The 26,275-nt window shown below is 38.5% G+C and carries 21 protein-coding genes and 1 tRNA gene; 3 read left to right on the forward strand and 19 right to left on the reverse strand.

Annotated features, from left to right (window positions below; all coding sequences use genetic code 11):
• The 7 genes from ACYQ1N_RS06705 to gltX form a co-directional block, all read right to left on the reverse strand.
• Window positions 1-2,499: SHIRT domain-containing protein (locus ACYQ1N_RS06705; protein WP_459834193.1), on the reverse strand; the 2,499-nt coding region annotated here is incomplete at its 3' end.
• 2 nt (window positions 2,500-2,501) lie between these two features.
• Entirely contained in the window at window positions 2,502-3,485 is a 984-nt protein-coding gene (gene holA / locus ACYQ1N_RS06710; protein WP_459834195.1) for a DNA polymerase III subunit delta, read from the reverse strand.
• Window positions 3,486-3,513: 28 nt separating this feature from the next.
• Window positions 3,514-3,945, reverse strand: coding sequence for a large conductance mechanosensitive channel protein MscL (gene mscL / locus ACYQ1N_RS06715; protein WP_459834197.1), 432 nt, complete (start codon window positions 3,943-3,945; stop codon window positions 3,514-3,516).
• A gap of 84 nt (window positions 3,946-4,029) precedes the next feature.
• A complete protein-coding gene (locus ACYQ1N_RS06720; RefSeq protein ID WP_459834199.1) occupies window positions 4,030-4,890 on the reverse strand; it encodes a bifunctional 5,10-methylenetetrahydrofolate dehydrogenase/5,10-methenyltetrahydrofolate cyclohydrolase in 861 nt (286 codons plus the stop codon).
• A 20-nt stretch (window positions 4,891-4,910) separates the two neighbouring features.
• Window positions 4,911-5,576, reverse strand: coding sequence for a cyclodeaminase/cyclohydrolase family protein (locus ACYQ1N_RS06725; RefSeq protein ID WP_459834201.1), 666 nt, complete (start codon window positions 5,574-5,576; stop codon window positions 4,911-4,913).
• A 155-nt stretch (window positions 5,577-5,731) separates the two neighbouring features.
• Window positions 5,732-7,072 (reverse strand): type I glutamate--ammonia ligase, encoded by a 1,341-nt coding sequence (glnA, locus tag ACYQ1N_RS06730; RefSeq protein ID WP_459834203.1) that lies wholly within the window; start codon window positions 7,070-7,072, stop codon window positions 5,732-5,734.
• Window positions 7,073-7,084: 12 nt separating this feature from the next.
• Window positions 7,085-8,761, reverse strand: a complete 1,677-nt coding sequence (gltX, locus tag ACYQ1N_RS06735; protein ID WP_459834205.1) for a glutamate--tRNA ligase — start codon at window positions 8,759-8,761, stop codon at window positions 7,085-7,087.
• 256 nt (window positions 8,762-9,017) lie between these two features.
• On the opposite strand from gltX, the gene ACYQ1N_RS06740 reads away from it, so the two are divergent.
• Window positions 9,018-10,001, forward strand: a complete 984-nt coding sequence (locus ACYQ1N_RS06740; protein WP_459834207.1) for an alpha/beta hydrolase — start codon at window positions 9,018-9,020, stop codon at window positions 9,999-10,001.
• A 71-nt stretch (window positions 10,002-10,072) separates the two neighbouring features.
• Window positions 10,073-10,154 (forward strand) — tRNA-Leu (locus ACYQ1N_RS06745).
• A 76-nt stretch (window positions 10,155-10,230) separates the two neighbouring features.
• Here ACYQ1N_RS06745 and trmB read toward each other — a convergent pair.
• On the reverse strand, window positions 10,231-10,878 hold the full coding sequence (gene trmB / locus ACYQ1N_RS06750; protein WP_459834209.1) for a tRNA (guanosine(46)-N7)-methyltransferase TrmB: 648 nt from the start codon (window positions 10,876-10,878) through the stop codon (window positions 10,231-10,233).
• A 154-nt stretch (window positions 10,879-11,032) separates the two neighbouring features.
• Between trmB and ACYQ1N_RS06755 the strand changes: the two genes are divergently transcribed.
• Window positions 11,033-12,415, forward strand: a complete 1,383-nt coding sequence (locus ACYQ1N_RS06755; RefSeq protein ID WP_459834211.1) for a D-alanyl-D-alanine carboxypeptidase family protein — start codon at window positions 11,033-11,035, stop codon at window positions 12,413-12,415.
• Window positions 12,416-12,527: 112 nt separating this feature from the next.
• On the opposite strand, the gene ACYQ1N_RS06760 is transcribed toward ACYQ1N_RS06755, so the two are convergent.
• From ACYQ1N_RS06760 to ACYQ1N_RS06810, 11 genes are all read right to left on the reverse strand, one after another.
• Window positions 12,528-13,961: an alanine/glycine:cation symporter family protein gene (locus ACYQ1N_RS06760; protein ID WP_459834213.1), complete on the reverse strand. Its 1,434-nt coding sequence runs from the start codon at window positions 13,959-13,961 to the stop codon at window positions 12,528-12,530.
• Window positions 13,962-14,181: 220 nt separating this feature from the next.
• Window positions 14,182-14,862: a YoaK family protein gene (locus tag ACYQ1N_RS06765; protein ID WP_459834215.1), complete on the reverse strand. Its 681-nt coding sequence runs from the start codon at window positions 14,860-14,862 to the stop codon at window positions 14,182-14,184.
• A 241-nt stretch (window positions 14,863-15,103) separates the two neighbouring features.
• Complete coding sequence (locus tag ACYQ1N_RS06770) at window positions 15,104-16,534, reverse strand: alanine/glycine:cation symporter family protein (protein WP_459834217.1); 1,431 nt, start codon at window positions 16,532-16,534, stop codon at window positions 15,104-15,106.
• A 136-nt stretch (window positions 16,535-16,670) separates the two neighbouring features.
• Complete coding sequence (locus tag ACYQ1N_RS06775) at window positions 16,671-16,901, reverse strand: hypothetical protein (RefSeq protein ID WP_459834219.1); 231 nt, start codon at window positions 16,899-16,901, stop codon at window positions 16,671-16,673.
• Between the two features lie 59 nt (window positions 16,902-16,960).
• Window positions 16,961-19,036, reverse strand: coding sequence for an ATP-dependent DNA helicase RecG (gene recG / locus ACYQ1N_RS06780; RefSeq protein WP_459834221.1), 2,076 nt, complete (start codon window positions 19,034-19,036; stop codon window positions 16,961-16,963).
• A 72-nt stretch (window positions 19,037-19,108) separates the two neighbouring features.
• Window positions 19,109-20,773, reverse strand: coding sequence for a DAK2 domain-containing protein (locus ACYQ1N_RS06785; protein WP_459834223.1), 1,665 nt, complete (start codon window positions 20,771-20,773; stop codon window positions 19,109-19,111).
• Window positions 20,774-20,800: 27 nt separating this feature from the next.
• On the reverse strand, window positions 20,801-21,160 hold the full coding sequence (locus ACYQ1N_RS06790) for an Asp23/Gls24 family envelope stress response protein (RefSeq protein WP_459834225.1): 360 nt from the start codon (window positions 21,158-21,160) through the stop codon (window positions 20,801-20,803).
• A gap of 248 nt (window positions 21,161-21,408) precedes the next feature.
• Complete coding sequence (rpmB, locus tag ACYQ1N_RS06795) at window positions 21,409-21,594, reverse strand: 50S ribosomal protein L28 (RefSeq protein ID WP_177956349.1); 186 nt, start codon at window positions 21,592-21,594, stop codon at window positions 21,409-21,411.
• A gap of 131 nt (window positions 21,595-21,725) precedes the next feature.
• Window positions 21,726-23,069: a S1C family serine protease gene (locus ACYQ1N_RS06800; protein WP_459834227.1), complete on the reverse strand. Its 1,344-nt coding sequence runs from the start codon at window positions 23,067-23,069 to the stop codon at window positions 21,726-21,728.
• Window positions 23,070-23,157: 88 nt separating this feature from the next.
• Entirely contained in the window at window positions 23,158-24,912 is a 1,755-nt protein-coding gene (locus ACYQ1N_RS06805) for a phospho-sugar mutase (RefSeq protein ID WP_459834229.1), read from the reverse strand.
• A 273-nt stretch (window positions 24,913-25,185) separates the two neighbouring features.
• The gene (locus ACYQ1N_RS06810) at window positions 25,186-26,061 is read right to left on the reverse strand and encodes a DUF368 domain-containing protein (RefSeq protein ID WP_459834231.1); all 876 of its coding nucleotides are present in this window, start codon (window positions 26,059-26,061) and stop codon (window positions 25,186-25,188) included.
• Window positions 26,062-26,275: the final 214 nt, after the last annotated feature.

Here is a 26,275-nt window from a genome sequence, read left to right on the forward strand (position 1 = left end):
CCCGGAAATATCAACAAATCCGTCTTTTCTTGCAACGGTCTCTATGTTGTAATAATCTCCCGCATTCAGATTATTTATTATTCTGAATCCGTCATTTTCCAATTTTATCAATGAAGCGTCACTAGGAGCCGTTATGGCAATGGTTGTTGAAGCACTCTCGGTTACATCACTCGTACCCTTATATCTTACATAAAGTGTATGTGAACTTCCTTTTTTAACGTTGTAAAATGTATTGCTGTCCTGCCATGTACCGTTATCAAGCTTATATTCACATCCTGGTTTAACAGGAGCATTATATGTAAACGAACCGTTATTATCAGGTGAAAAACTTCCCTTTTCATATGAAGCAAATCTCGGTGCTCTTGTACTTGTTTTCTTGTTAATTACATAATAGGCTCTTCCGATTCCCCTGTTGTACTTTTCGCCTGCCTTAGGTGAAATTACTATAGTATAATCTCCTGCATGAATAAGTTTATCCGAAGAAACGGTCTCTCCCTTGTAATCCAAAAATGTAACCGTATACTCCGATGAATCAACTACATTTCCGTTATAAGAAACAGTAATAATCGGAACTATCGGATAGCCCGTATATGTTGTTGATGCAGGATATACCTGTATTCCGGCTTTACTGAAATCAATAATGTCGGTTGCAGTCCATGTTCCCGTATATGTAATTGTAGTATCGTTTACATTCTCAGTCCATCCGCTGAATCTGTATACTTTATCATCAACCACTGTTTCATATGAGGAAGTGTACTTTGTATCTTTATTCTTAGATGCATTTGTATATCCGTTATAGGTTTTTCCGCTTTCCGGAATTTCTTCCGTAACCGGTGCGTTAGTCCATTCATAATTAACAGTATAAGTTTTATCGTACTCATCTGCCGTTGTAGGAGCAACGGTCATTTTATGATCTTTAAATCCGACATATATAAGACCCGGATCCGCATCCTCTGGAATTGTAAATGTGGATGAATCCGCCGTTCTTACGTATATTCTGCCTCCGCCTTCTATATTGGCCGAAGTATTTGATGCATTGGCCGGGCATGTGTAAGGTCCGACATCTGCACTTATATTGCTTGCAATACCGTATATGCTGCCCTGTTCTTCTTTTAATACTAAGGAAATATAATGTGCCAATGTGAGCTTGGATAGCCATTCGTCCTCATTTTTACATATATCGCTGTTATCCGCGCTGGTATTTATATCCTGCTTGATACTATCCGGATATTCTATTACGGAATCGATCTGACTGACCTTGTCTGCCGGAAGTGTCTTCTTTAATATATTGCCGATATTGAGATCGGTTTTTGTTTTGGCTTCTCTCCAGTTTGTCAGAAATGTCTTCCACATTGTTACGTCAGAGGCCGTAGGATCCGATAATCTGGTTATATAATCCGTATACAGGTATGAAGCGCCGTAAGATGACACATTGCTCCGGAAGTTATATATTGATTTTCCCTTTATAATTTGATCCGATTCATTGAACTCATTTATGTATCCTTGATTTCTTACCAGTCCGCTCTTATATAATTCTTCGGCTTCCATTGCGGTACCTTCCGTAAGATAAGCCGGAATAAATCTCATCGCATTCTTATTGCCGAGTATATATGCATATGATATAAGATGCTGAAATTCATGTGCTATAACGCCGTAAACAGTCTGTTTTCCTCCCGACCTCGTCCATACATTATAGTTTGTATGCATGATACACTGGTCCGTATTCATTTTGGAAGGATCAAGATTGGAATAATAATTTGCTTCATCCGTTGAATAACAGTCCTTTGAATATGCGAATCCACCGAGATTCGACTGAGTCATCGGATAAACCAAAATATTAACAAGCTGATTGTTTTCAGGGTCGTCGAACCTTGCATTTCCGAAATGCTTATTATCCGATGCATAAATGTTATCATCAAATTCTTTTAATATTTCCTGTGCGAATTCCGTGGTTATGTTAGGAGAATCATATGTCCATACTATTCCCTTGCTTCCCACGGCCATGCATTTAAATTGCACAGCATTATCATATGCGCTTTCATTGTTCATATCCTGAAGAATATGAAAATCCTTTGTTGATCCCACGGCAGGAAGCACGTTCTTTTTGGAAATCACTTCGTTTGAACTGTTGCTCTTGTTGCTCTCCTTGGCTTTGGAATTATAATATTCCGTAAGATCCTGAAACTCATCTTTGCTGTGATCGAAATATTCTATTCCGGATGACGCAGCGTTTTGTGCACTTCCGGCATTCTCATCATTATCAGCAGGCACATACAGACCGTTTATGGTTTCATACGCATCAGTGCCCTGTCCTACAATATTACCTGTAGATTTTGTCACACCGCTTTCATACATAAGCGGATTATATATTAAAACAGTATCTACATTTGTTAATTTTGTGGTTGTTTCCGCATTTGTAATTTGCGGTAACCCTATTCCTACAGTGCCCGCCGCAACTGTTACGCTGCTGACCAAGGCTAAAAATCCCGTTTTTTTCATTCCTAAATCCCTTTCATTGCACTTATTATCATAAGTTCCGTTCCGTTCCTGTCGGAAATTTTACCGGTTTTTATGTCTCCCTCAATAAGTGCAAATTCCCTAATAAGTTGTTTTAATCTTTCCGTTGAATACATGGAAGCAAATCTTTTGTACTTTTCAACAACAAATCTCATAACACCCTTAGAGCCTATAAGCTTTGCCAATTCCGAATCCGGCAGTTTCCCGTTACCGCTTTTGGTCTGCAATATTCCAATATAGTTTCTTTCCAACAGAGTCAATATCTTAAGCGGAGCTTCCTTCAATGCGATGGAATCATAATAGAGTTTCAGAGCCTTCTCTTTTCTGCCCGCACATATGGCTTCTATCATTTCAAACACCCTCTCTTGAGGCTGAAAGATAACAATGTAGTCAATATCATCTGTGGTAATTTCTTCTCTTCCTTCACAATATGATATTATTTTTTCAAGTTCATTATCGATATTATTCATATCATTTCCGGTTCTTGACAACAGATGACTTACAGTACTTCCCCTGATTTTAAAACCTGCGTCCGACAGTTTCTTAACTGCCCATTTTGTTAGATCACCGTCCGACAATCTGCTTATTTCACAAATATACCCCTTTTTGTTAATGATTTTATAAAGCGTCTTTCTCTTATCTACGTTGTCTTCAACAATGACAACGGTGAGATACGACGGTATATTATCCATTAACTCATTGATTTCATCATTATTATTTTTAAATAATGATACTCTGTTAAGTACTATAAGCCTTCTGTCAGCAAAAAAAGGCAGTGTGCCCGCAACCGATATAAGTTCTTTTACATCAACTTTATCGGTATATTCCGATAAATTCATGGCATCCTCTCCGACAATTGCCTGCCTGAGTTGTCTCAGGCAGGCTGTCTTTAAGTATTGCTCATCTCCGTATAACAAATATATCGGTTTAAATGATTTGTTTTTTATATCCGATGCGATATTCTTCATACAGTACTGCTCACGATACAATCATATGTCAATTCTTTTCCGTATCTTCAAGTATTGAAGTACAATGCGGACATCTTGTAGCGGAAATATCTATTTCGCTTTTACAAAACGGACAAATCTTTGTTGTCGGTTCTTCTTCGGCAACCGCTTCGGTTTTTCTTAATGCCGCCTTTTTGAATCCCATCATTGCCTTGATAAGAAGAAATAAAACCAATGCGATTAAGAAAAAGTTAATTGCGGTCATAATAAAACTGCCGTATTTGAATTCCGCATCTCCGAACTTAACACTTAAATCATTAAAGTTTATTCCGCCGGTAAAAAGTCCCAAAAACGGTGACAATATATCTTTGACAAGGCTGTTGACAATTGCTGTAAACGCACTGCCCATGATAATACCCACGGCCATATCAAAAATATTACCTTTTGATATAAATTCTTTAAACTCCTTTATAAAGCCCATATCCGCCTCCTTTCCGTTAATTAATTATAAACTATTTTAAAGAAAAATAAATTATAATACATGTAATATTTTATACTTTTATCATTAAATGTCAAATTTCTTAATAAAGCTTCTCAACAGGTGTTCCGATAAAACAGAAGTTGTTATGCTTCCCACTCCTCGCGGAACGGGAGTTATTAGTTTGGCCTTTTCAAACACCGATCCATAATCTACATCTCCGCATAATTCTCCGTTTTCATCGACATTTACACCTACGTCTATTACAACAGAGCCGTCCCCTATGTAACTTCCGTCAATCATCTTCGCTTTTCCGACGGCTGCAATAACTATATCAGCCCTTTTGCAGATATCTTTTAAATTTCTCGTGTGTGAATGACAAATCGTAACCGTTGCGTTTTTGTCGATTAACATCATTGAAACCGGTTTCCCGATTACATTGCTTCGTCCTATTACGGTGACATTTTTCCCGTCCGTTTCTATATCGGAGTACTCCAATAACTTTATTACCGCTTCTGCGGTGCAAGGGGCATATCCGCCTGTTCCTGCGTACAGACATGCCATATTGGTAAGTGTAAGACCGTCCAAATCTTTTTCCGGGGAAAGGTTTGAAATTGTTTCCCTCGTATTGATATTTTCAGGCAGCGGCATAAATAACAGTATTCCGTCGATATTATTATCGTTGTTTATTTTAATAAATTCTTTTTGAAATTCTTCATTTGTTATATTTCCGTCAAATTCAAATATTTCAAAATTCATTCCCAATTTTTCAATTCTTTTAACGGCGCCTCTCTCATATGCAAGATCATCGTCTCTTTTGCCTATTCTTACAATAGCAAGCTTGGGAAGTCTTCCCGGATATTTATCGCTTTTCTTGGCCGCTTCCAGACTGTCGGTTATCTTCTCGCATATTTTCTGTGCTACGGGTCCACCCAAAAGTTCAGCCATATTCTCTCCTTCTTAATAACTTATACATTCTCGTCGGTTCTGAGTGACACAATAACCTTAGGAAGATTATTGGCTCTTATCTGGAACGATCTCTTTATAAGTTCATCGGCCTCCTCATTCATCTTATCAGCCACACTTCTGTTTTTCATAAGTTTGGTATTGCAATATACGTTTAACGCCGCGGATGTTGCCGCTGCGTCACATAAAAGCAAACCTGTTCCGATATCACTTACAGCCAGCTTTGTACCTATCTCCGTAAGCCTTTCCAATATTTCCATTGCAGGGATGATCTTCCTTATAAGTTCAAGAGGAGCACTTGCGGCGACAACCAATAACTCTTCAAGAGTTTCTTCCTTATACTTTTTCTCTTCTTCCGTTTCGCTCGGAAGTGAATATGCCCCGGCAAGAGGCAGGAAACTTTCGGCGTCCCTGCTTATTCCGTCCATAAGATCCTCTCTTATTACATCTGCGGTTTTTATAATATCTTCTATTTCTTCCTGATATTCCGCATATTTCTTTTTACCGCTTGTAAGATTTGCAACCATTCCCGCAAGAGCGGTTCCGAGAGAGGCCACATATGCGCTTACGCTTCCGCCGCCGGGAACAGGTGATGATGTTGACAAAAGTCCGCAAAAGTCCTCTATGGAGAGATTTTTTATCATATCCATATCTAATTGTTCGTCCATATTTTCCTCCGTAAATTCCGTATAAACATCCGTATATACCATAAAAAGCCATTACTTAATATTAAACCGTATCTAAAGCAGAGCTGTATGCAAATGCCGTTGATTAGCGATAAATAAAAGTAATAGCCTTTAATATATTTTATTAAATATAGTTATTAGTATTTGTCTAAATAATTGCTGATTTCCCATGATGAAACCGAATTTTTATATTCATTCCATTCACGGATTTTTGCCTCAGTATATTTTTCAACAATATGACTTCCGAGAGCTTCGCAAATCACATCATCTTCCAGTAAACAATCAACCGCATCTATAAGACTCTCCGGAAGTGTTCCCACCCCCGCTTCTTTTCGTTCTTTCTTTGTCATTTCATATACATTGCAGTCAACGGATTCAATGACCTGAAGCTTATTTTTAATTCCGTCCAAACCGGCTGCAAGGCATACCGCAAGCGCCAAATAAGGAGTTGCCGACGGATCCGGGTTTCTGAGCTCTACTCTTGTGGATCTTCCTCTTGCCGTCGGTATTCTTACAAGCGGACTTCTGTTTGTCCCGGACCACGCAATATACACGGGTGCTTCATATCCTGGAACAAGTCTTTTATATGAGTTGACAAGCGGATTTGTGATTGCCGCCATACCCTTGGCGTGTTTCATAAGTCCGGCTATGAAATGATATGCCGTCTGCGATAAACCGAGCTTGTCATTCTCGTCACAGAATACATTGTTGCCGTCCATATCTTCAAGTGACATGTTAACATGCATGCCCGAGCCCGCAACACCCGCAACCGGCTTCGGCATAAATGTTGCATAAAGTCCGTTCTTTTGAGCAATGGTCTTTACTGCAAGTTTAAATGTCATGATATTGTCTGCGGCGGAAACGGCATCATCATACTTAAAATCAATTTCATGCTGAGCCGGCGCACATTCATGGTGCGACGCTTCGATCTCAAACCCCATTTTCTGAAGGTTGAGTACCATCTCCTGACGAACTCCTTCCCCGGGATCTGTAGGTCCTAAATCGAAATATCCGCAATTATCGATAAATTTCGTGGTAGGTCTTCCTTCATTGTCATATTGGAACATAAAGAATTCACACTCGGGACCCACATTGAATTTATAACCCATATCTTCGGCTTCTTTACATACCTTCTTAAGTATTGTTCTCGGATCTCCCATAAACGGTTCCTTATCCGCCGTCTTAATGTCACAGATAAGTCTTGCCGTCTTGCCTCTCTCCTGATTCCACGGAATTATGATAAATGAGTCGTAATCCGGATACAGATACATGTCCGACTCTTCGATTCTGACAAATCCTTCAACGGATGATCCGTCAAACATACATTTATTATCAAGCGCTTTTTCTATCTGATCTGATGTAATAGCCACATTTTTTAGGGTTCCGAAAATATCAGTAAACTGCAGTCTGATGAATTTTACATTTTCTTCTTTTACTATTTTAATAATATCTTCTCTTGTGTACTTGTTTCTTGACATCTTTACCCCTCCTTACGCTTCTAATTCTCTTATAACTTTTTCAACTCTGTCAACCATTGTCTGTAATCCGAGAATCTGATTTATACTCCACAAATCCGGTGTATTACTTCTTCCCGTTACGGCTATTCTCACTATGGTTGCAACCGTTGTTATATCTCCTTTATATTTTTCCGGCTCTTCCTTATATGCCTTACGGTCTGTTGCAAAACCGTTTGTCATGGCAATAACTCCCAGCTTATCAAACCATTCGGCATTAGTATCGTTATAATCATATGATGTAAGGTAATCCTTAAGCACGGATACAACCGTCTTGTCATCCACCGGAAATTCTTCTCTTTCAGGCATGAATTCATTGAAGAATATTGCCATCTGTTCGAATGTCTGCTTAGCGTTTATGAGATCCTTTCTTCTTCTCTTCTGACCGTATCCCATAAGAAGCATTAAAATATCAGTAAACTTATTCTCGTCCGCAAACCATACTTTCTTTTTAGCAGGTTCATATTCATGAGCCCATCCGGCAAGAAAAGTATAGAGTTCCACAACGCCCATTTGTGACAATTCATTCTTACAAATGTTTTCCAGTTTGTCTATATCAAATAACGCTCCTGAATTATTCATATGTTTAACCGAGAAAGGAAATTCCTCCAAAGGCTTTCCCGGATTTTGCTTATGCCATTCTTCGAAGTTTGAATTGAGAAGGGTCATAAGATATATCTTTATGCACTCCGGATGAAATCCCGCCTCTTTATAGAATGAAAGTCCCATTTCAGGATCTTTTCTCTTTGAAAGCTTTCTCTTTCCTCCGGTTTCTTCGTCAATCTTCATCATATGAGCCGTATGAGCATATTTAGGGTGTTTCCATCCAAGCGCTTTAAACAGTTCGATATGAATAGGCAGGGAAGCAAGCCACTCTCCGCCTCTGAGTACAAGAGTCGTTCTCATAAGATGATCATCCACCACATGAGCGAAATGATATGTCGGTATGCCGTCTTTTTTTAAGAGCACAACATCATGAATATTCTCGGGCAATTTTACCTTCTTCTTAATTTCATCTTCAAATTCGAATTCTTTGTCCGGAGAGCCCTCGCTTCTCAATCTGATAACATAAGGTCTTCCTTCTTCAAGATTTTTCTTTATCTCATCCAATTCAAGATTTCTGCTTACGGCATATTTCCCGTAGTATCCGGTAAGCTCATTATTTTTCTCCTGAATCTCTCTTATTTTCGCCAATTCTTCTTCGGTGGCAAAACACGGATATGCCCTTCCCTCTTCCACGAGTTTTTTAGCATATGTATGATAGATACTCACCCTTTCACTCTGGGTGTAAGGTCCGTAAATGTTGGCCGGGTCATCTTCCGGAAGTCCGGCTCCCTCGTCAAATTCAATTCCGAAATAACTTAAAGCCTCTATAACAAGTTCAACGGCTCCGTCTACCTTTCTCTTTGCGTCGGTATCTTCTATTCTTAAGAAAAAAACTCCGTCCTTGGTATGGGCTATTCTTTCATCGGCAAGGGCACTGTATAAGTTACCTAAATGAATATATCCCGTAGGGCTCGGAGCAAGTCTGGTAACTTCCGCCTTATTCCCAAGCTTTCTGTATGGATACAGGGCCTCATATTCATCAGGTGTTTTTAATTCCTCTCCTTTAAAAAGAAGCTCTGCAAGATCTTTATAATCAGTTTCTGTCATCTGCATTCTCCATTATCAAAAAATCATTTTACACACTATAATACAATGAATATTAATGAGTATCAAGAATTCATATATCATTAAATACGGAAAATATTTGCTTTTTATTAAATGTCACATAAAGTGTGTCTTTTCATAATCAAGATATCAATATTCTTTATATTGTGTTGATTTTAATTTGTTTTTTATATATATTGTGGTATATATGCCCGTATTGAGCAGATACGCTTCAATATATTAAAAGGGGGACAATACAGTGAAAAAAGCATATAAAATAGCATTTGGAGCAGGACTTGTATTGACAGGTTCACTTTCCGTAGGATCATACATAGCGAGAAAGTATATTAAACTTGCCGTTAAACGCAATTACAAAAAATACAGCAATGAGAAAAACAGAAATGCAACATTTGCAAAAAAATCACCCGAAGAAATAAAAACTCTTATTTCCAACCATACCGCGAAGACTAACGAAGCTAAAAAATGGATGGAAAATGTACCTATGCATCAACTATATGTTACGTCCAGAGACGGTTTGGAGTTGTACGGCGAGTTATATAAAAATCCGAATTCAAAAAAATATGTAATAATCGTACATGGTTACAACTGTAATCTTGAGATGATGTACCCTCTTGGGCCTGATTTCTACAACATGGGATTCAATGTTCTGTTCGTTGATTTAAGAGCTCACGGAAAAAGCGAAGGAGATACCATCGGTATGGGTTGGCTTGAACGACTTGACCTTATTAATTGGTGTAATCTTCTTATTAAGTATGATCCGGATTGTGAAATCGTTCTTTACGGTCAGTCTATGGGTGCTGCTGCGGTTATGATGGCTTCGGGAGAGGATACTCTCCCGGATAACGTAAAAGCCGTAATCGAGGATTCGGGATACACGTCAATCAAGGACATATTCGATAAAGTCGTAAGAGCAAAGGTACATATTCCGGCAGCTCCTCTTATAGCTCTCACAAGCTACAGATTTAAAAAAATGACCAAGTATTCCATCAAAGACGGAGACGCCGTTAAACAGTTAAAGAAAAACAAGCTCCCTACATTATTTATACATTGCAGCGATGATTCTTATATTCCTTTTCCTATGGTATATAAGTTATACAGCGTCACAAACGGCCCTAAGGATATCTACACCGTTCAGGGCGGAGAACACGTTATGGCATATTATATGGATCCGAAAAAATATATGGATCATGTAAAGGCTTTTCTTGACAAATATTTAGATTGATCGCATGTTTAATGTTTGTTGACAACAGATTGGAAATTTAGTAGACTTCTACAAGTGCTTAAAAAGCATTTGCGGATATGGCGGAATTGGCAGACGCGATAGATTTAGGTTCTATTGTCGAGAGGCGTGGGGGTTCGACTCCCTTTATCCGCACTTTAAAAAACCGATGTCATATTTTGACATCGGTTTTTTTGTTTGAAATATTGCATCGTTTTTATCAAATCGGAAATCATTTCACGTTTCTTGCAATTAATTTACATATCGGATTACCTGCCTCGGAAAACTTAAGCTCATATTCCGTACAAATGTTTCCGACAAGTCTTTCGGCATCATTATGAAGATCATATGTATAATCCACAAGTTCCCATCCGCACTCTTTTATGGATTCAAGCGAAAAGTCAAATAAATCTTTGTTGTCTGTTTTAAATTCAACGAGACCTCCCTTTACAAGAATTTTCTCATACTTTCCAAGAAATCTGTCCGATGTAAGTCTCCTCTTTGCATGTCTGTCCTTCGGCCACGGATCCGAAAAATTAAGATATATTTTATCTGCTTCTCTTTCCGCAAATGCATCCAATATGTTATCGGCATCCATTCTTATTAATCTCAGATTGTCCAAGTCCGCTTCTTCCAACTTGTTAAGAGCCTTTAGAAGCACGCTCGAATACTTTTCAATACCAAGAAAATTCACATTCGGTTCTTCCTTTGCATGTGCCGTAATAAACCTGCCCTTTCCTGTACCTATCTCTATATGAAGCGGATTGTTGTTTTTAAAAACCTCTTCTCTCCACTTTCCTTTTTTAAGCTCACTGTCCGTATATACGAACTCATTTACAATCATTTCTTCCCTCGCACCGGGTATATTTCTCAGTCTCATTACATTCTCCTAAATTTTATATTTTGAATAATATAAATGTGCTATAATCATTTTTTGTACAATGTATCGTTAAAATAACAGTTTTCAAATAGACGTATTATTACATTATATAACATACACTTGCAATAAAACAAACAACTATATGAGGTTATATATGAAACATAATTCTGCAACAGTTTTTTTTAAATCCGTACATAATAAGATAATCATTATACTTGCTTTATTTGCGGTTATAATGTCATACGCGGTCGCTTCGGTTTCACGGGTTGACGCCGATGAGATAAAATGGCCCGAAGCACCTGAGCTTGTATCGGGTGCCGCCATTTTAATGGATGCCGATACGGGCGCAATACTGTATGAAAAAAATGCCTATGAAAGAAATTATCCGGCTTCAACAACTAAGATACTGACCGGTCTTTTGGTTGCTCAGAATAATGCCCTTTCCGATGTTGTTACATTTTCCTCCGAAGCCGCCAATTCGGTCTCACTGGAAGATGCCACTCTTGCAACCAAGCCCGGAGAACAATATACGGTAGAACAGGCATTGCACGGATTGTTATTATATTCTGCCAATGAAATTGCATACGGTCTTGCGGAACACACATCAGGTTCGCTGTCGGCTTTTGTTGATAAAATGAATGAGGCTGCCAAAAATGCCGGTGCGCTTGATACTCACTTTGCCAATGCAAGCGGTCTTTATAACCCGAACCACTATACTACGGCATATGATATGGCGCTTATTGCGAGAATGTGTTTTAATAATCCGACATTCTTAACCATTGATTCAGCCACAACATATACCATCCCGCCTACCAATAAAACCAAGGATGCAAGGGTGTTCAGCAACAGAAACCTCCTGCTTCCGGGGCGAACATACGGATATGAATATTGCGTGGGAGGTAAAACCGGATTCGTCGGAGAAGGCGGATATACATATGTTTCATATGCCATGAAAAACGGTATGAGACTTATTTGCGTTTGTTTCAAATCAACCGCCGACGGACGATTTAAAGATGCAAGATCTCTGTTTGAATGGGGATTTAAAAACTTCACCAAAGTTCCGATTACCGGAACGGCTCTTATATCCCAATTTTCAACCATATCATATCTCAGCTCAACCAGATTCAATTCAAACAATGTCGTATCGGGATTTAACGGCTCATATGTAACTCTCCCTAAGGATACATCTCTTGGTCAGGTTACAATATCAGGCGATTCAAAGCATAACGTTCAATCCACCGATAATAAAGTTGATGTTCCGATTAATTTTATGTACGGAGATCATGTAGTCGGCACAGCCGATATTACTTTCACATCCAAAGAAGATACGCAAAACGAATCTTCGCTGCTTCCTTATGCGGAAAATTCAAACGCTTCAGGTTCAACACAACCCTTTGCGGTTGTAATTAATATATGGATAATAATTATAGCCGTAGCAGCTGCTGCCGTAATTATATTCTTTATCAGAAGGAAAAGAATAATAGAGGAAAAATCTCCCGCTAAGTTCAGAAGAAAAAGACATTATAAAAAACACTGATTCAAAGATTATAATTTTCAACAACAAAATCCCGCTTTGCGCCGTTGCAGGTGTCCGAAATTTCGGTCATCTGCACATGCAAAGCGGGATTTATCATATTGTTAATTATTGATTATTCTTCTCCGAGATTATGTATTCTTTTTCTCATTTTGAAAAACTTCTTTGTTTCAAATGCCGCAACGCCGCTTAATGCAAACATTGCTATCATATTAGGTATCGCCATCAGTCCGTTAAATATACTTGCGGATGTCCATACGGCGCTTACCGTCATATACGGTCCTATAAATACCGCAGCTATGTACAAAATTCTGAATATCTTTATAACCGCCTTCTTACCTCCGGTAAGATATTCAAGACATTTTTCGCTGTAGTGACACCATCCTAAAATGGTGGTAAAAGCGAAGAACACCAGACTAACCATCAATATGAAGCTTGAAACCTGAGGAGGAAAAGGAAGTCCCTGTCTGAATGCATATGTTGTCACCTGTACGCCTTCCAAACCTTCTACCTGCCATGCACCGGTAATAACTATGGCAAGTCCCGTCATTGTACATATTATAATGGTGTCAATAAATGTACCTGTCATGCTGACAAGTCCCTGTCTTACAGGCTCTTTGGTCTTTGCGGACGCTGCAGCAATCGGTCCCGTTCCCAATCCTGCTTCATTGGAGAATATACCTCTTGCAACGCCGCTCTGTATAGAAACAAATATTCCCCCTACAACTCCTCCCGTAACCGCAGCCGGATCAAACGCTCCCTTTACAATGGTGCCTATGGCCGCAGGCAGAGCTGTTACATTGGTCAATATCAATATTAATATTGTGACAAAATACAAAATTGCCATAAACGGAACAATAATTTCACTTACACCGGCAATTCTCTTAATACCGCCGATAAGGACTATAGCCACAACCGCCGTAAGAACTATGGATGAAATTACGATAACAATCGAATATGTTCCTATAAACGGAATACTAACCGTATTGGCATTGGCAGGGTCAAAAAAGTCTCTTAAAGCACTTGTTACACCGTTTACCTGTGTAAATGTTCCGGTCCCCAGCAATGCGGCAAGAGGACACAATACCGCAAAAACTCCTGCAAGCCACTTCCAATTTTTTCCCATTCCTCGCTCAATATAGTAGAACGGACCGCCGAGAGCATGTCCCGTTTTTGTATCCACCGTTCTGTATTTTATTGTCAGCAGACCTTCCGTATACTTTGTCGCCATACCTACAAATGCGGCTACCAACATCCAGAATAGCGCTCCCGGACCGCCTAAGGCTATTGCGGTCGCAACTCCGACTATGTTACCCGTACCTATTGTAGCGGAAAGCGATGTACAAAGTGCGGCAAAACTTGATACCTCTCCCTTTCCGCCTTTTTCGTTTCTCACCATCCACCTTAACGCAAGCGGAAGTCTTCTCACCTGTATTAAGCCCAAGCGAATCGTGAGAAGCGTACCGCCGACAAGAATAAGTGCCATAAGCGGTATTCCCCAGACATAGTTCTCGACTGTGGACAAGATATTGTTAATTGCTCCCCACATGTTTAATAACTCCTTAATAATTAATTCCAGATTACAAAAATATTCTTTTTGCTATGATGTAAAACATTGGATATTGACAACCGTAATAATGATACAGTTAATTTATGATAACATAAAATTTTAATTCTTTATATATTTAATTCATAATCATGGTTTATCCGAAATTTTATTATTTACCGACAGGTCACCCTGTTTTACTGCCGTTACACTGTAAAATACTTTATTTCCGGGTTACTTCCGAATCCTTATCATCTTCGGATTTTTGAAACATTATAATCAAAACAATCAGCAGCAGCACCGGAGAAAGCAGGATTGCATAACCGTTCATTACCATAAGCATTCTGCTTTCAACAAGAGCACCTGCCACAAACGACAATATTATTCCGAAATACAAAAACGCCTTCCTCAAATAAGATTTCCGATGCGTATTAAAATATTCACCCATGTTGAATATACCGCTTCTTAAATTGCCTACGCACATCGTTGTTGAGATTACATTCCCGTGTATTTTCCTGAATGACTCTACCTGAATTCCGCAGGCAAAAGAAATCATAATGTTAGCCGTATTATCCAATGTCGACGGTACAAAAACAACGATAATAAGTGTAATCGCTTCAATTAAAACAGATATTTGCCGCCAGTGAACATGTAAAAATATTTTCTTCCTGTTAATAATATCTGAGATAATGATACCTCCCGCAAAAGCCAAAACAGGCCATAGGAATCTTAATGCGGCAAAAAAATCCCCGTTTCCGATATTTAATCCCAAGAATAAAATATTACCCGTCTGAGCATTTGCAAAAACATGTCCTCTGTACAGATACGAATATGCATCCATACAACCGCCGGATAATGCCAATAAAATACCGCACGGAATTGAATCCGAGATTTGTTTACTCATTACAAAAACTCCGTTAAATAATCATATAAATCCTACTTTCCGTTACATACCGTTTTATGATATGTAACAGTATTTATAACATTCTCCGTTATATAAATATTCATCAATATATAAAAACAAACATAATATACTTACGTAAGCGTAACATACAAAAATCTCAAGTGTTTTATTGACCATACATATTTACGAAGATGCGCCCTTTCGTAAGATTGTAAATATCAAATAAACACTTGAGATTTTATTATCCCATATTGTGAATTGTCTTTCTTGACTTAAAGAACTTCCTTGTTTCAAAGACCACAACGCCGTTGAGCGCGAATATTGCAATCATATTAGGAATTGCCATAAGCCCGTTAAATATATCCGCAATAGTCCATACCGCGCTTACTGTCATATACGGCCCTATGAAAACCGCAATAATGTAACATACTCTGAATATCTTTATTGCAACCTTTTTGCCGCCTGTAAGATATTCGAGACATCTCTCACTGTAGTAGTCCCAACCCAATATGGTTGTAAACGCAAAGAATACAAGACAAATCATAAGGATAAAGCTTGACACCTGAGGTGCAAACGGAAGTCCGTTCTGAAATGCGTATGTCGTAATCTGAACACCCTCAAGTCCTTCAACTTTCCATGCTCCCGTAAGCATTATCGCAAGTCCCGTCATGGAACATATAACAATGGTGTCGATAAATGTTCCTGTCATGCTGACAAGTCCCTGTCTTACAGGTTCCTTTGTCTTTGCTGCGGCAGCCGCAATAGGTGCGCTTCCGAGTCCGGCTTCGTTTGAGAAAATACCTCTCGCAATACCGCTTTGCATTGCAACAAATAAACTTCCCACTGCACCGCCGGTAACAGCCATAGGGTTAAATGCACCCTCTATTATTGTTACTATGGCATCAGGTAATTTATCTAAATTACAGAGCACAAGAATAAGAACCGATACAAAATACGCAATAGCCATAAACGGAACAATTATTTCACTTACTCTGGCAATTCTTTTTATACCGCCTATAAGAACAACGGCAACTACGGCTGCAAGAACAATTGAAGAAATAACCACCACTATGGAGTATGTTCCTATAAAAGGAATTTCCACCTTTAATGCATCACCGTTAGGATCGAAAAACCCTTTTACTGCGCTTGTTATTCCGTTTACCTGACTGAATGTTCCGATTCCGAACAGACCCACGCATACTCCGAAGAACGCGAATAACTTGGCAAGCCATTTCCAGTTTTTACCCATTCCGCGTTCAATATAATAGAACGGGCCGCCGAGAGTGTGTCCTGTTTTAGGATCCACGGTTCTGTATTTTACGGCAAGAAGACCTTCCGCATATTTTGTTGCCATTCCGACAAAAGCCGCAACAAGCATCCAGAATAACGCTCCCGGACCGCCCAATGCTATGGCAGTTGCGACTCCGACAATATTTCCGGTTCCTATTGTAGCGGAAAGAGCCGTACAAAGAGCCGCAAAGCTAGATACTTCACCCTTTCCTCCGTCCTCGTTTCTGACCATCCATTTAAGTGCCAGCGGCAATTTGCGCGTTTGCAGCACTCCCATTCTGATGGTTAGAAGAAGTCCGCCCGCAAGAATAAGTACCATAAGAGGTATTCCCCATACGAAACCGTCCACGGCAGACAAAAAATCATTGAAAGCTGACCACATACAAATACATATCCCCTTTTAAAAATAATTAAAAATAATCACACACACAATAAACCATATGTTTATTTTTGATATTTTCAAACGATTATATAATAAAATTATAAAAATTTATAGTCTTTTTATTTTTTCTGCGGTTTTACTCATCAAATTCCACTTCAAGTAAATGTCCTCTGCTCGTTTCTCTTATGTCCGTTACCCTTCCCCTGCGTGATTTTAATCTTTCAACGGTTGTATAATTCCCGGACATCGCAACCGCAGGCTCTACCGTATAATAATAGCTTGCCGGAAGTTTCCCCTCCGTAACTTCCACTTCGTCTCCTATATTGACAAGACCGAGCCTTGCCATTGTGAAATCCATTTTTCTCATAACTTCTCCGTTATATTTACCGAATTAAAATTATATATTAAATAAAAGACCGCCGAAAACTACAAATTAAGTGCATCCTCTCTGTCTTTCATATATTTTTTCAGCCGTTCCGTGATTTTTTTATACTTATCAATCTCTAATCCGTATTCATTGTCCATTATTTCATCAACAAGCAGTTTTGCGTTTTCGAATATCTCCGTATCTCTTTCCGGATCCGCCATTGCAAAAAGTATCTCTCCGCTCTGCCTGACTCCAAAGAAATCTCCCGGTCCTCTGAGTTTTAAATCATCTTCCGCTATTTTAAATCCGTCGTTGGTTGAACTTATTACTTTTAAACGTTTCTTTGCGTTTTCTCCTTTGGAATCTGACAAAAACATACAATATGACTGAATATTTCCCCTGCCGACTCTGCCCCTCAATTGGTGCAATGCGGAAAGGCCGAATCTGTCGGCATTATATATAAGCATCACCGTGGCGTTCGGTACATTAACTCCTACTTCGATAACCGTAGTCGAAACAAGAATATTAATTTCACCTTCGGAAAATCTCTTCATTATGTCTGTTTTTTCATTCGGGGACATTTTACCGTGCAAAATTTCCGTTTTTACGGATTTCGGTAAATGTTCCTTCAATTCTTCCGAAACAGTATATACGTCCGCCGCATTTATTTCATCGTTTTTTTCTATCATCGGACAAATTACATATGCCTGCCGTCCCGCACGAATATGCTTTTCCATAAATGAATATACATTTTTCATATACCCGGAATCTATTACGGCATTTTTTATCGGAAGTCTTCCCATAGGCATCACATCCATCACCGAAATATCAAGATCTCCGTATATTATCCAAGCAAGCGTTCTCGGTATGGGAGTTGCGCTCATTACGAGAACATTACATGATATTGTTTCGTCGGAACCCTTATTTCTTAAGTTTTTCCTTTGATTAACACCGAATCTGTGCTGTTCGTCAGTAATGGCAAGTGCAAGATTTTTAAATTTGACTTTGCCCTGAATGATTGCGTGTGTCCCGATTACAATATCGATCTCCCCGTTTTCCAAACCTTCATATATTTTTTTCTTTTCAGACATATCTGTCGAACTTGTAAGTAAGGCTGCTTTAATATCCATGTTATTATTTATTATAATACGCTCAAGTTCGGTATATTCCTGAACCGCAAGGACTTCGGTGGGGGCCATTAAAGCTCCCTGAAAACCGGCAAATACCGTATCAAATAAAGCAATGAAAGCAACTATTGTCTTGCCTGATCCCACATCACCGTGCAGCAATCTGTTCATGGCTTTCTCTGACGCCATATCTTCCCTTATGCTTTTTACAGCCGCCTTCTGACTGTCCGTAAGGGCATACGGCAATGTATTTATTATATTTTCCGTTTTCTTGCTTTTCTCTACGATATATGAATTACTTATTTCCTCGTTTAACCGCTTCTGTCTCTGCACTGCCAGCATAAATAATAAGAATTCGTCAAATATGACTCTTTTCCGTGCTTTATTAAGTTCTTCGGTATTTTGCGGAAAATGCATCGAATATAAAGATTCGAATAAATCCATAAGCTTAAACCTGTCTCTTGTTTCATTTGGCAAATAATCATCCTTAAGCTTATCCCCCATAATATCAAATGCGTTTTTAACCGCTTTGATTACAGTATTGTTTGACAGTCCCTTTGTCAAAGCATAAACGGGTTTCAGCTTACCTGACAGTTCTTCATATTCGGACAGAGAATATACTTTCGGCTGTTCCAGAGTAAAATGTTCCGACGACCGGGAAAGTCTTCCTCTGAGAACAAAGCGCATACCTTTTTTTACCGTATTTATAATATACGGCATATTAAACCATATGCATTTTATTCCGTCTCCGTTTATGTCTTTTGCAATACATGAAACTATGCTTTTTTTGCCGTATCTCTTTATATCCGGTTTATTGTAAATCACACAATCGACGGCAACATTTCGACCTGTCTGTGAATATGTAAGGCTGCCTATTGTTTCCGGCGCCTTAAACAATTCATAGTCTCTTGGATAAAATTCCATTAAATCTTCAACCGTACTGATTCCCGTTTTAAAAAACAATGCAGCTGTTTTATCCCCTATTCCCTTTATTTCTTTAATATCCATGTTAATCGTACTTTAAATAAAAAACCATTGAAGTAAATGAATAAACATTTTCAACAATGGTTTTATTATGGGTTATTCTACTGAAATTATATAATAATAAACCGGCTGTCCGCCGTATTCCAGCTCGACGTCAATGTCTGAGTATTTATCTTTGACAACTTCCGCTACATCTTCCGCGTCGGCTTCATCGACGTCAGAACCGAAATAAATGCTGATGAGCTCATGTTCATCACTTACCATACCGTCAAGCATTTTAAGTATGGAGTCCTTTATATCCGTTTCCGATGCAACAAGACCTTCGTCATTAATTGCAATGTAATCTCCTTTTTTAACATCATGACCGTCAATCTGTGTATCTCTTACGGCATATGTAACCTGTCCGCTCAATACGGATTCTATGGCCTCCATCATATTCTCTTTATTGGATTCCGCATCTCCCGTATGATCAAATGATACAAGTGCTGATATTCCCTGTGGAATTGTCTTTGTCGGAATGACAATTATTTCCTTATCATCGCATAATACGTCTGCCTGTGTGGCAGCAAGAATAATGTTACTGTTATTAGGAAGCACAAATACGGTCTTTGCGGGAATCTTCTCAACGGCATTTAAAATATCCTCCGTACTCGGATTCATTGTCTGACCGCCCGAAATGGTTGCATCGGCTCCTATTCCCTTAAATATCTCCGTAAGACCGTCCCCCGGTACCACTGCCAATATTCCGAGTTCCTTTAAATCCTTATGAACCTCTTTCGCTTTTTCTTCATTGGCTTTGTCCACGGCTGACTGAGAAATAATCTTATTTTCATGTTCTTCACGCATATTATCTACTTTCATTCGTGAAAGCTGACCGTATGTAAGGCCTTTTTCAAATACTTCTCCCGGATGGTTTGTATGGACATGAATTTTAACTATATCATCAAGAGCAACACATACTATTGAGTCTCCGACAGAGTTAAGATATGATTTAAACTCGTCCTCATCCTCTTCCGTAAATTCCTTATCAAGCTTGATAATAAATTCCGTGCAATATCCGAATTCAATATCAACGTCATCAAATGCCGCTCCTACCCCGGATGTATTCGGTGCTTTATCCGGTGCGGGAGTAATGTCAAATTCGCTTACTTTTCCCGTCAAAGCGTCAAAACATCCGTATAAAACACATAAAAGTCCCTGTCCGCCGGAATCGACAACTCCTGCCTGCTTAAGAACAGGAAGCATGTCAGGCGTGGAAGCCAATACTTTTTCGCCGTGTTCGAGAACATTTTCAAATGCTTCCGCTATATCTGTGGTTCTTCCGGCTTCTTCCATTGTTTTTTCGGCTATTCCCTTGGCAACGGTAAGAATAGTACCTTCTTTAGGTTTCATAACCGCCTTATATGCAGTTTCTGCAGCTTTTTGCATGGCAACCGCAATATCTTTCATATTTAATTCGTCATGCTCTTTGATTTCCTTGCAAAAGCCTCTGAATAACTGTGAAAGAATAACACCCGAATTGCCTCTCGCGCCTCTGAGCGACCCCGTTGAAATTGCCTTTGACAAGTTATCCATGGTAGGATTCTCAATACATCTTACCTCATCTGCGGCAGAATTAATCGTCATTGTCATATTAGTACCGGTATCACCGTCCGGGACAGGAAAAACATTCAGGTCGTTGATTTTTTCCTTATTAGATTCAAGTGTTGCAGCTCCAGAGAGAAACATCTGCTGTAACATACGAGCATTTATTGTCTCCATTAACAATTTTCCTCCATAATCTCAGGCTCAGTCTATAACTCTGACGCCCTCAACATATACTCTTATCTTATCTATATTCATTCCTGTAAGTTCTTTAACTTTATAAGACACATTATAAATAAGATTATCCGTAACAGTTTTAATACTTACTCCGTAAGATACAATGATATGAAAATCAAGTTCTATACTGTTACCGTTATTTATACTTACTTTTATGCCTTTTGTAAGACTGCTTCCCCTAAGCAGCTTGACCAAGCCGTCAGTCATGCTTACGGTAGCCATCCCTACTATTCCAAAACATTCAAGAGCTGATGTCCCTGCATATTGTGCAATTACCTCAGAAGATATTGATACGGACCCTTGTCCCGTCTTAAGACGTCCCTGCATTTCAATCACCCCCATGATTTACTTAGTGACCATATATTTAAAATATGTAATATACTGTTTTTAATTTTAAAAATCTTTATGCCATACGGTATATCATAACTATATAAGAAGGCAAATTTCTTATATCGGATTATTATAACATATAAAAATAATTTTCGACAACAATACAAAATAAAAAGAGGCTCTGTTGAGCCTCTTTTACGCAGTGTAAAGAACGTTTCCGTATTTCTCTAATAGTCATCTTAAAATTAAGCACGCTCTACCTTACCTGAACGAAGGCATGAAGTACACACATACATTCTCTTTGCCTGGCCATTCTGCTTAACTCTTACAAGCTTAACATTAGGCTTCCAAATCTTACTTGACTTTCTATGTGAGTGACTTACCTGTTTGCCAAACTGAAGAGTCTTCTCGCAAACTGAACACTTTGCCATGTCAATACACCTCCTCGCCATTCATTAGTAAAAACTGTTGCAAATTATACCAAATTTATAAATGCTTGGCAAGTTAATATGTAAAATATATTACTGACCGTTTTTTATATTGTTGTTTTGCGTATATTTTCTTATTGTTTTGCATCATTTGCATTTGCAAGAGTAACTTCGGCGGTCTTTTCTTTATATTCGTTATTCTCAAGATGATAGTACTTAATTGTAACGGTTTCTCCAGCTTTATAATATTTCAAAAGATTTTTAAATCCGTCCATTGAAGATACGGACTGACCGTCAAATGAACTTAAAATATCATATTGTGTAAGACCTGCCTTCTTTGCCGGTGAATCTTCTCCCACCTGACGAATAAGTATTCCCTGAGGATATCCGTAATTTTGACTTACGGTACTTGTAATATCAACACCCGCTATACCAAGATATGCACTTTCGCTCTGATCTACGGCAGTTCTCGTCTCTTTGGTCATCAATGAATCAATCAGATCCTGTACCGTATAAATAGGTATTGTATAACCCATATTTTCTACATTTGACGATGTATTTCCCGCAAAGTTAATTCCGATGACTTCACCCTTCATATTGAGAAGAGCTCCTCCGGAGTTACCCGAACTAATGGCCGCATCGGTTACAAACAACTTGGAAAATGTCGTTCCGTCCACATTAATGGATCTGTCCTTTGCGGAAATATATCCTACCGTAACATTTTGTCCCAGACCTGCCGAGTTTCCTATTGCAACTACCTGTTCTCCTACATTAACATTTTTCGAATCGGCAGAAAGAGTTGCTATTGAAATTGCTTTCATTGTATCATCTTTTATCTCTGAGAGCGGAACAGCCACTATAGCCACATCATGTGTAGAATCGGCTCCTTTGACATTTGCAGTCACCGTAGCATTGTTTACAAACTGTGCGCTTAATGTGTCTAAACCGCTGACAACATGTGCATTTGTTAAGATCAGAAGTTCTTTGTCATTTTTTCCTATTATAATTCCGGTACCTTTAACTTCTTCAGTTTGAGCTCCTCCGTATATCAAACCGGAGCTTGTTGTTGTCGTTCCGTCAAGTATTACCATTGCAGGCATATTTGCGCTTGCAATCGACTCTACAGAAGTTGTTTCATTCGATGCATAAGATGCGTCAGACTGTAATGTATTTGAAACCTGAGAAATATTTGCGCTGTTTCCGCTTCTGTTTGCTACGGCGTTTCCGACGTAGTTAATTCCGAACATGGTACCGCCTGCAATCGCTCCGAATGCTAATGCAGAACCAATAAAAATTGCAATTTTATTTTTCTTTTTAGGTTCCCTTACTTTCTTATGGCCACCCAGCTCTTTTTCCGTGCGTTTTTCGGCACTTTCATCTTTTTTTGATGACGACTCATTATTCAAATCTTCTTTTTTATATCTGTAAATATACTTATTTTCGTCATCATTTATGTTGTTATTTTCATTTTCGCTCATATTGTATAACCTCCATAAATAGTTTATATTCATGATCATCGACTTAATGCATTAACTATAATATGGCAACCTTAAATGAACTTAAAACTTATTTAACAAAATTTACTGTATTTTCCATTAACATATTAAGCAAATTCTTTGAATCTTCCACGGAATTTCCTCTTACACCTATATAGAATTTTATTTTCGGTTCCGTACCCGACGGTCTGATACATACCCATGCATCATTTTCCAATTCAAGATAGAATACGTTTGATGTAGGAAGTCCCGTAGGGCGCGTATTTCCCGTTGATGTATCGGTTATAATTCCCGTGCCGTAATCTCTTATTTCAAGCACTTTAAAACCTGCCAATTCCTTTGGAGGATCGGAACGGAACATCTCCATTATACCGTTAATTCGCTTTGCACCGTCTGCTCCCTTCATGGTAATGGAGTGCTGTCCTTCTCTGTAATAACCGTATTTCTCATATAATTCGTTTATTCTGTCTATAAGAGTTCTTCCCTTTGCGTATTCGTACGCCGCAACTTCGCAAAGACTCATAACGGCTGACGGAGCATCCTTGTCTCTGGCGTGAGTTCCCACAAGACAACCGTAACTTTCTTCAAATCCGAATTCATAAAATCTGTCACCACGCTCTTCAAAGAACTTAATTTGCTCCCCTATGTATTTAAATCCCGTTAAGGTTTCTATATAATCTATGTCGAAATCATTTGCCAGCACTCTGCCCATATTTGTTGAAACTATGGTGGTAACCAACGCTCCGAGTTTTCCTTCTTTTTTTGTTATTTCGGCATCTCTTGAGTGAAGCAAACCTCTTTCCTTTCTTCTTGAAAGAAGATAATCCGCAATAAGTATTGCCGACATATTACCGGTAAACGGCTCATACTCTCCGGTTTTGGCATCCTTTACATATATTCCCAACCTGTCCGCATCCGGATCTGTTGCAAGAATAATATCCGCATCCTTTTCCTTTGCAAGCTTTAATGCATATGTAAACGCCTTAGGATCTTCCGGATTAGGATAATCCAGTGTTGTGAAATTCGGATCAGGATTTTCCTGTTCCTTAACAACATATACGTTTTTAAACCCAAGCTGTGACAACACTCTTCTTACCGGAATGTTGCCGGTTCCGTTAAAAGGCGTATATACTATTTTTATTTTATCCGCAACGGATTTTATAACCTCCGGTTCAATGCAGTTACTTAAAAGTGCATCTGTATATTTATCGTCAATATCAAATCCGATTACATTGTATAAGCCTTTAACCTTTGCTTCATTATTATCTATTGATTTTATTTCACCAAGGTCTTTTACTTTTCTTACTTCCGAAATAATTTCACCGTCAATAGGAGGCGTAATCTGGGCTCCGTCTTCCCAATAAACCTTATATCCGTTATATTCCGGCGGATTGTGGCTTGCAGTAATAACAATGCCTGCCATCGCTCCCAACTCTCTGAGAGCAAAAGATAATTCCGGAGTAGGAGTAAGACACGGAAAGATATATGTCTTAATACCGTTTGCGTTAAGGCAGTTAGCCGCTTTTGCCGCAAATTCGGGAGACATTCTTCTTGAATCGTAAGCAATTGCAACCCCTCTGTCGGCTCCGTTCTTCTTATTAATATAATTAGCCAAGCCCTGAGTCGCTTTACCCACGGTATAAACATTCATTCTGTTTGTTCCCATGCCGAGAACTCCCCTGAGCCCTCCCGTTCCGAAATCCAACTCTTTATAAAATCTGTCTTCTATCTCTTTCTCGTCTGTAACCGCTTTAAGCTCCGCCTTATCGCTTTCGGCAATGATGTCGCTTTCAAGCCATTCGTTGTAAAGATCAATATAACTCATAGAAAAACCTCTTCATTTACATAACCTAACAAAAACTCTTTATAAATAAAATATTATAAACAAGTGAAATATACTATAATTGACAGATTTTATCAAATTAAGTGCATTGCCATGCTTTACGCTGATTAAAATTCTTTTTACATATCTGTTAATAAATAATAAAAACCTCCGCGAGTCAATTTTAAGTGCATCATAGGTTATGATACATTCAAATTACTCACGAAGGTTCGTATTATTAAATATATTCTACATCAAAGGATATACAAATAAATTTTATTTATGATTTTTTTTATTTCCCAAAAACTGTAATAAGAATATAAGTGCAACACCTATTCCGAACGCAATCCAGTTAAATGTTCCGAAGGTTATCGGCGGTTTAGGATCGGTTAAAGTCGTAGGTCCCATGATAATGGAATATATTGAACCTATCATCAATCCCAAAATAAAGAACATCGTAACGACTCTGAACTTTGCCATGCATATTTCTATAATCTTAACGATAAATAATGCTCCGACAACTATTCCTGCCGCAAAGATAATCATTCCCGGCAGGTAAGAAAGATGAAACTTAAGCAGCTCTCTTCCGGCTGCCATAACAGGAAGATATAATCCCATTATCAGAAGAATTGTCGATCCTGAAATTCCCGGAAGGAACATTGCAGATGTAGATGCCACCGCTCCGACAAATATAAGAATACCGCTTCCCCATGTTATGTTATTCATGCTTATGCCTGAGGAGAAACTGTGCTTATTTAACATTGTAATCAGTATAACGAATACAATACCGACACCCAATGCTATATATCCTCCGACACATGGTACAAATGACTTTTTCTCTTCTTTTATCAACATCGGGATAGAAGCAACAATAAATCCTATAAATAATGAACTTACCACATATACACTGCTTTCAAATGAATGAGTGATAATAAGAACAGACAGAATCATTCCCACTATCCATCCTATTCCCAGCTTAATTAAATATTCAAAGGCATTTTTTCTCTTCTTTCCGCGTTCATAAAAAATATCATGTGTTCCGCCTACGAAGTCATTATAGAATCCCATAATGAGGGCCACCGTACCTCCCGACATTCCGGGAACGCTGTCGGCGATAGCCATGCAAAAGCCATTGATAATAGTCCTTATCATATGGAAACCTCCGGTAAATAATTAGAAATATTTTACCATATTATCTTATTTATTTGTAGGATTTATTAATTTTGTATTGCTTTTATATTATACATTCTAATATTTATGTGTAAAATATGATTTTATAAAATATTAATTGTATAATAAAATGTCACTCTCCGAATAACGATATATTCCCATAGCGTAACATATCATTAAACTTAGAGTGACATTT

It is taken from the genome of Howardella ureilytica (assembly GCF_054657495.1).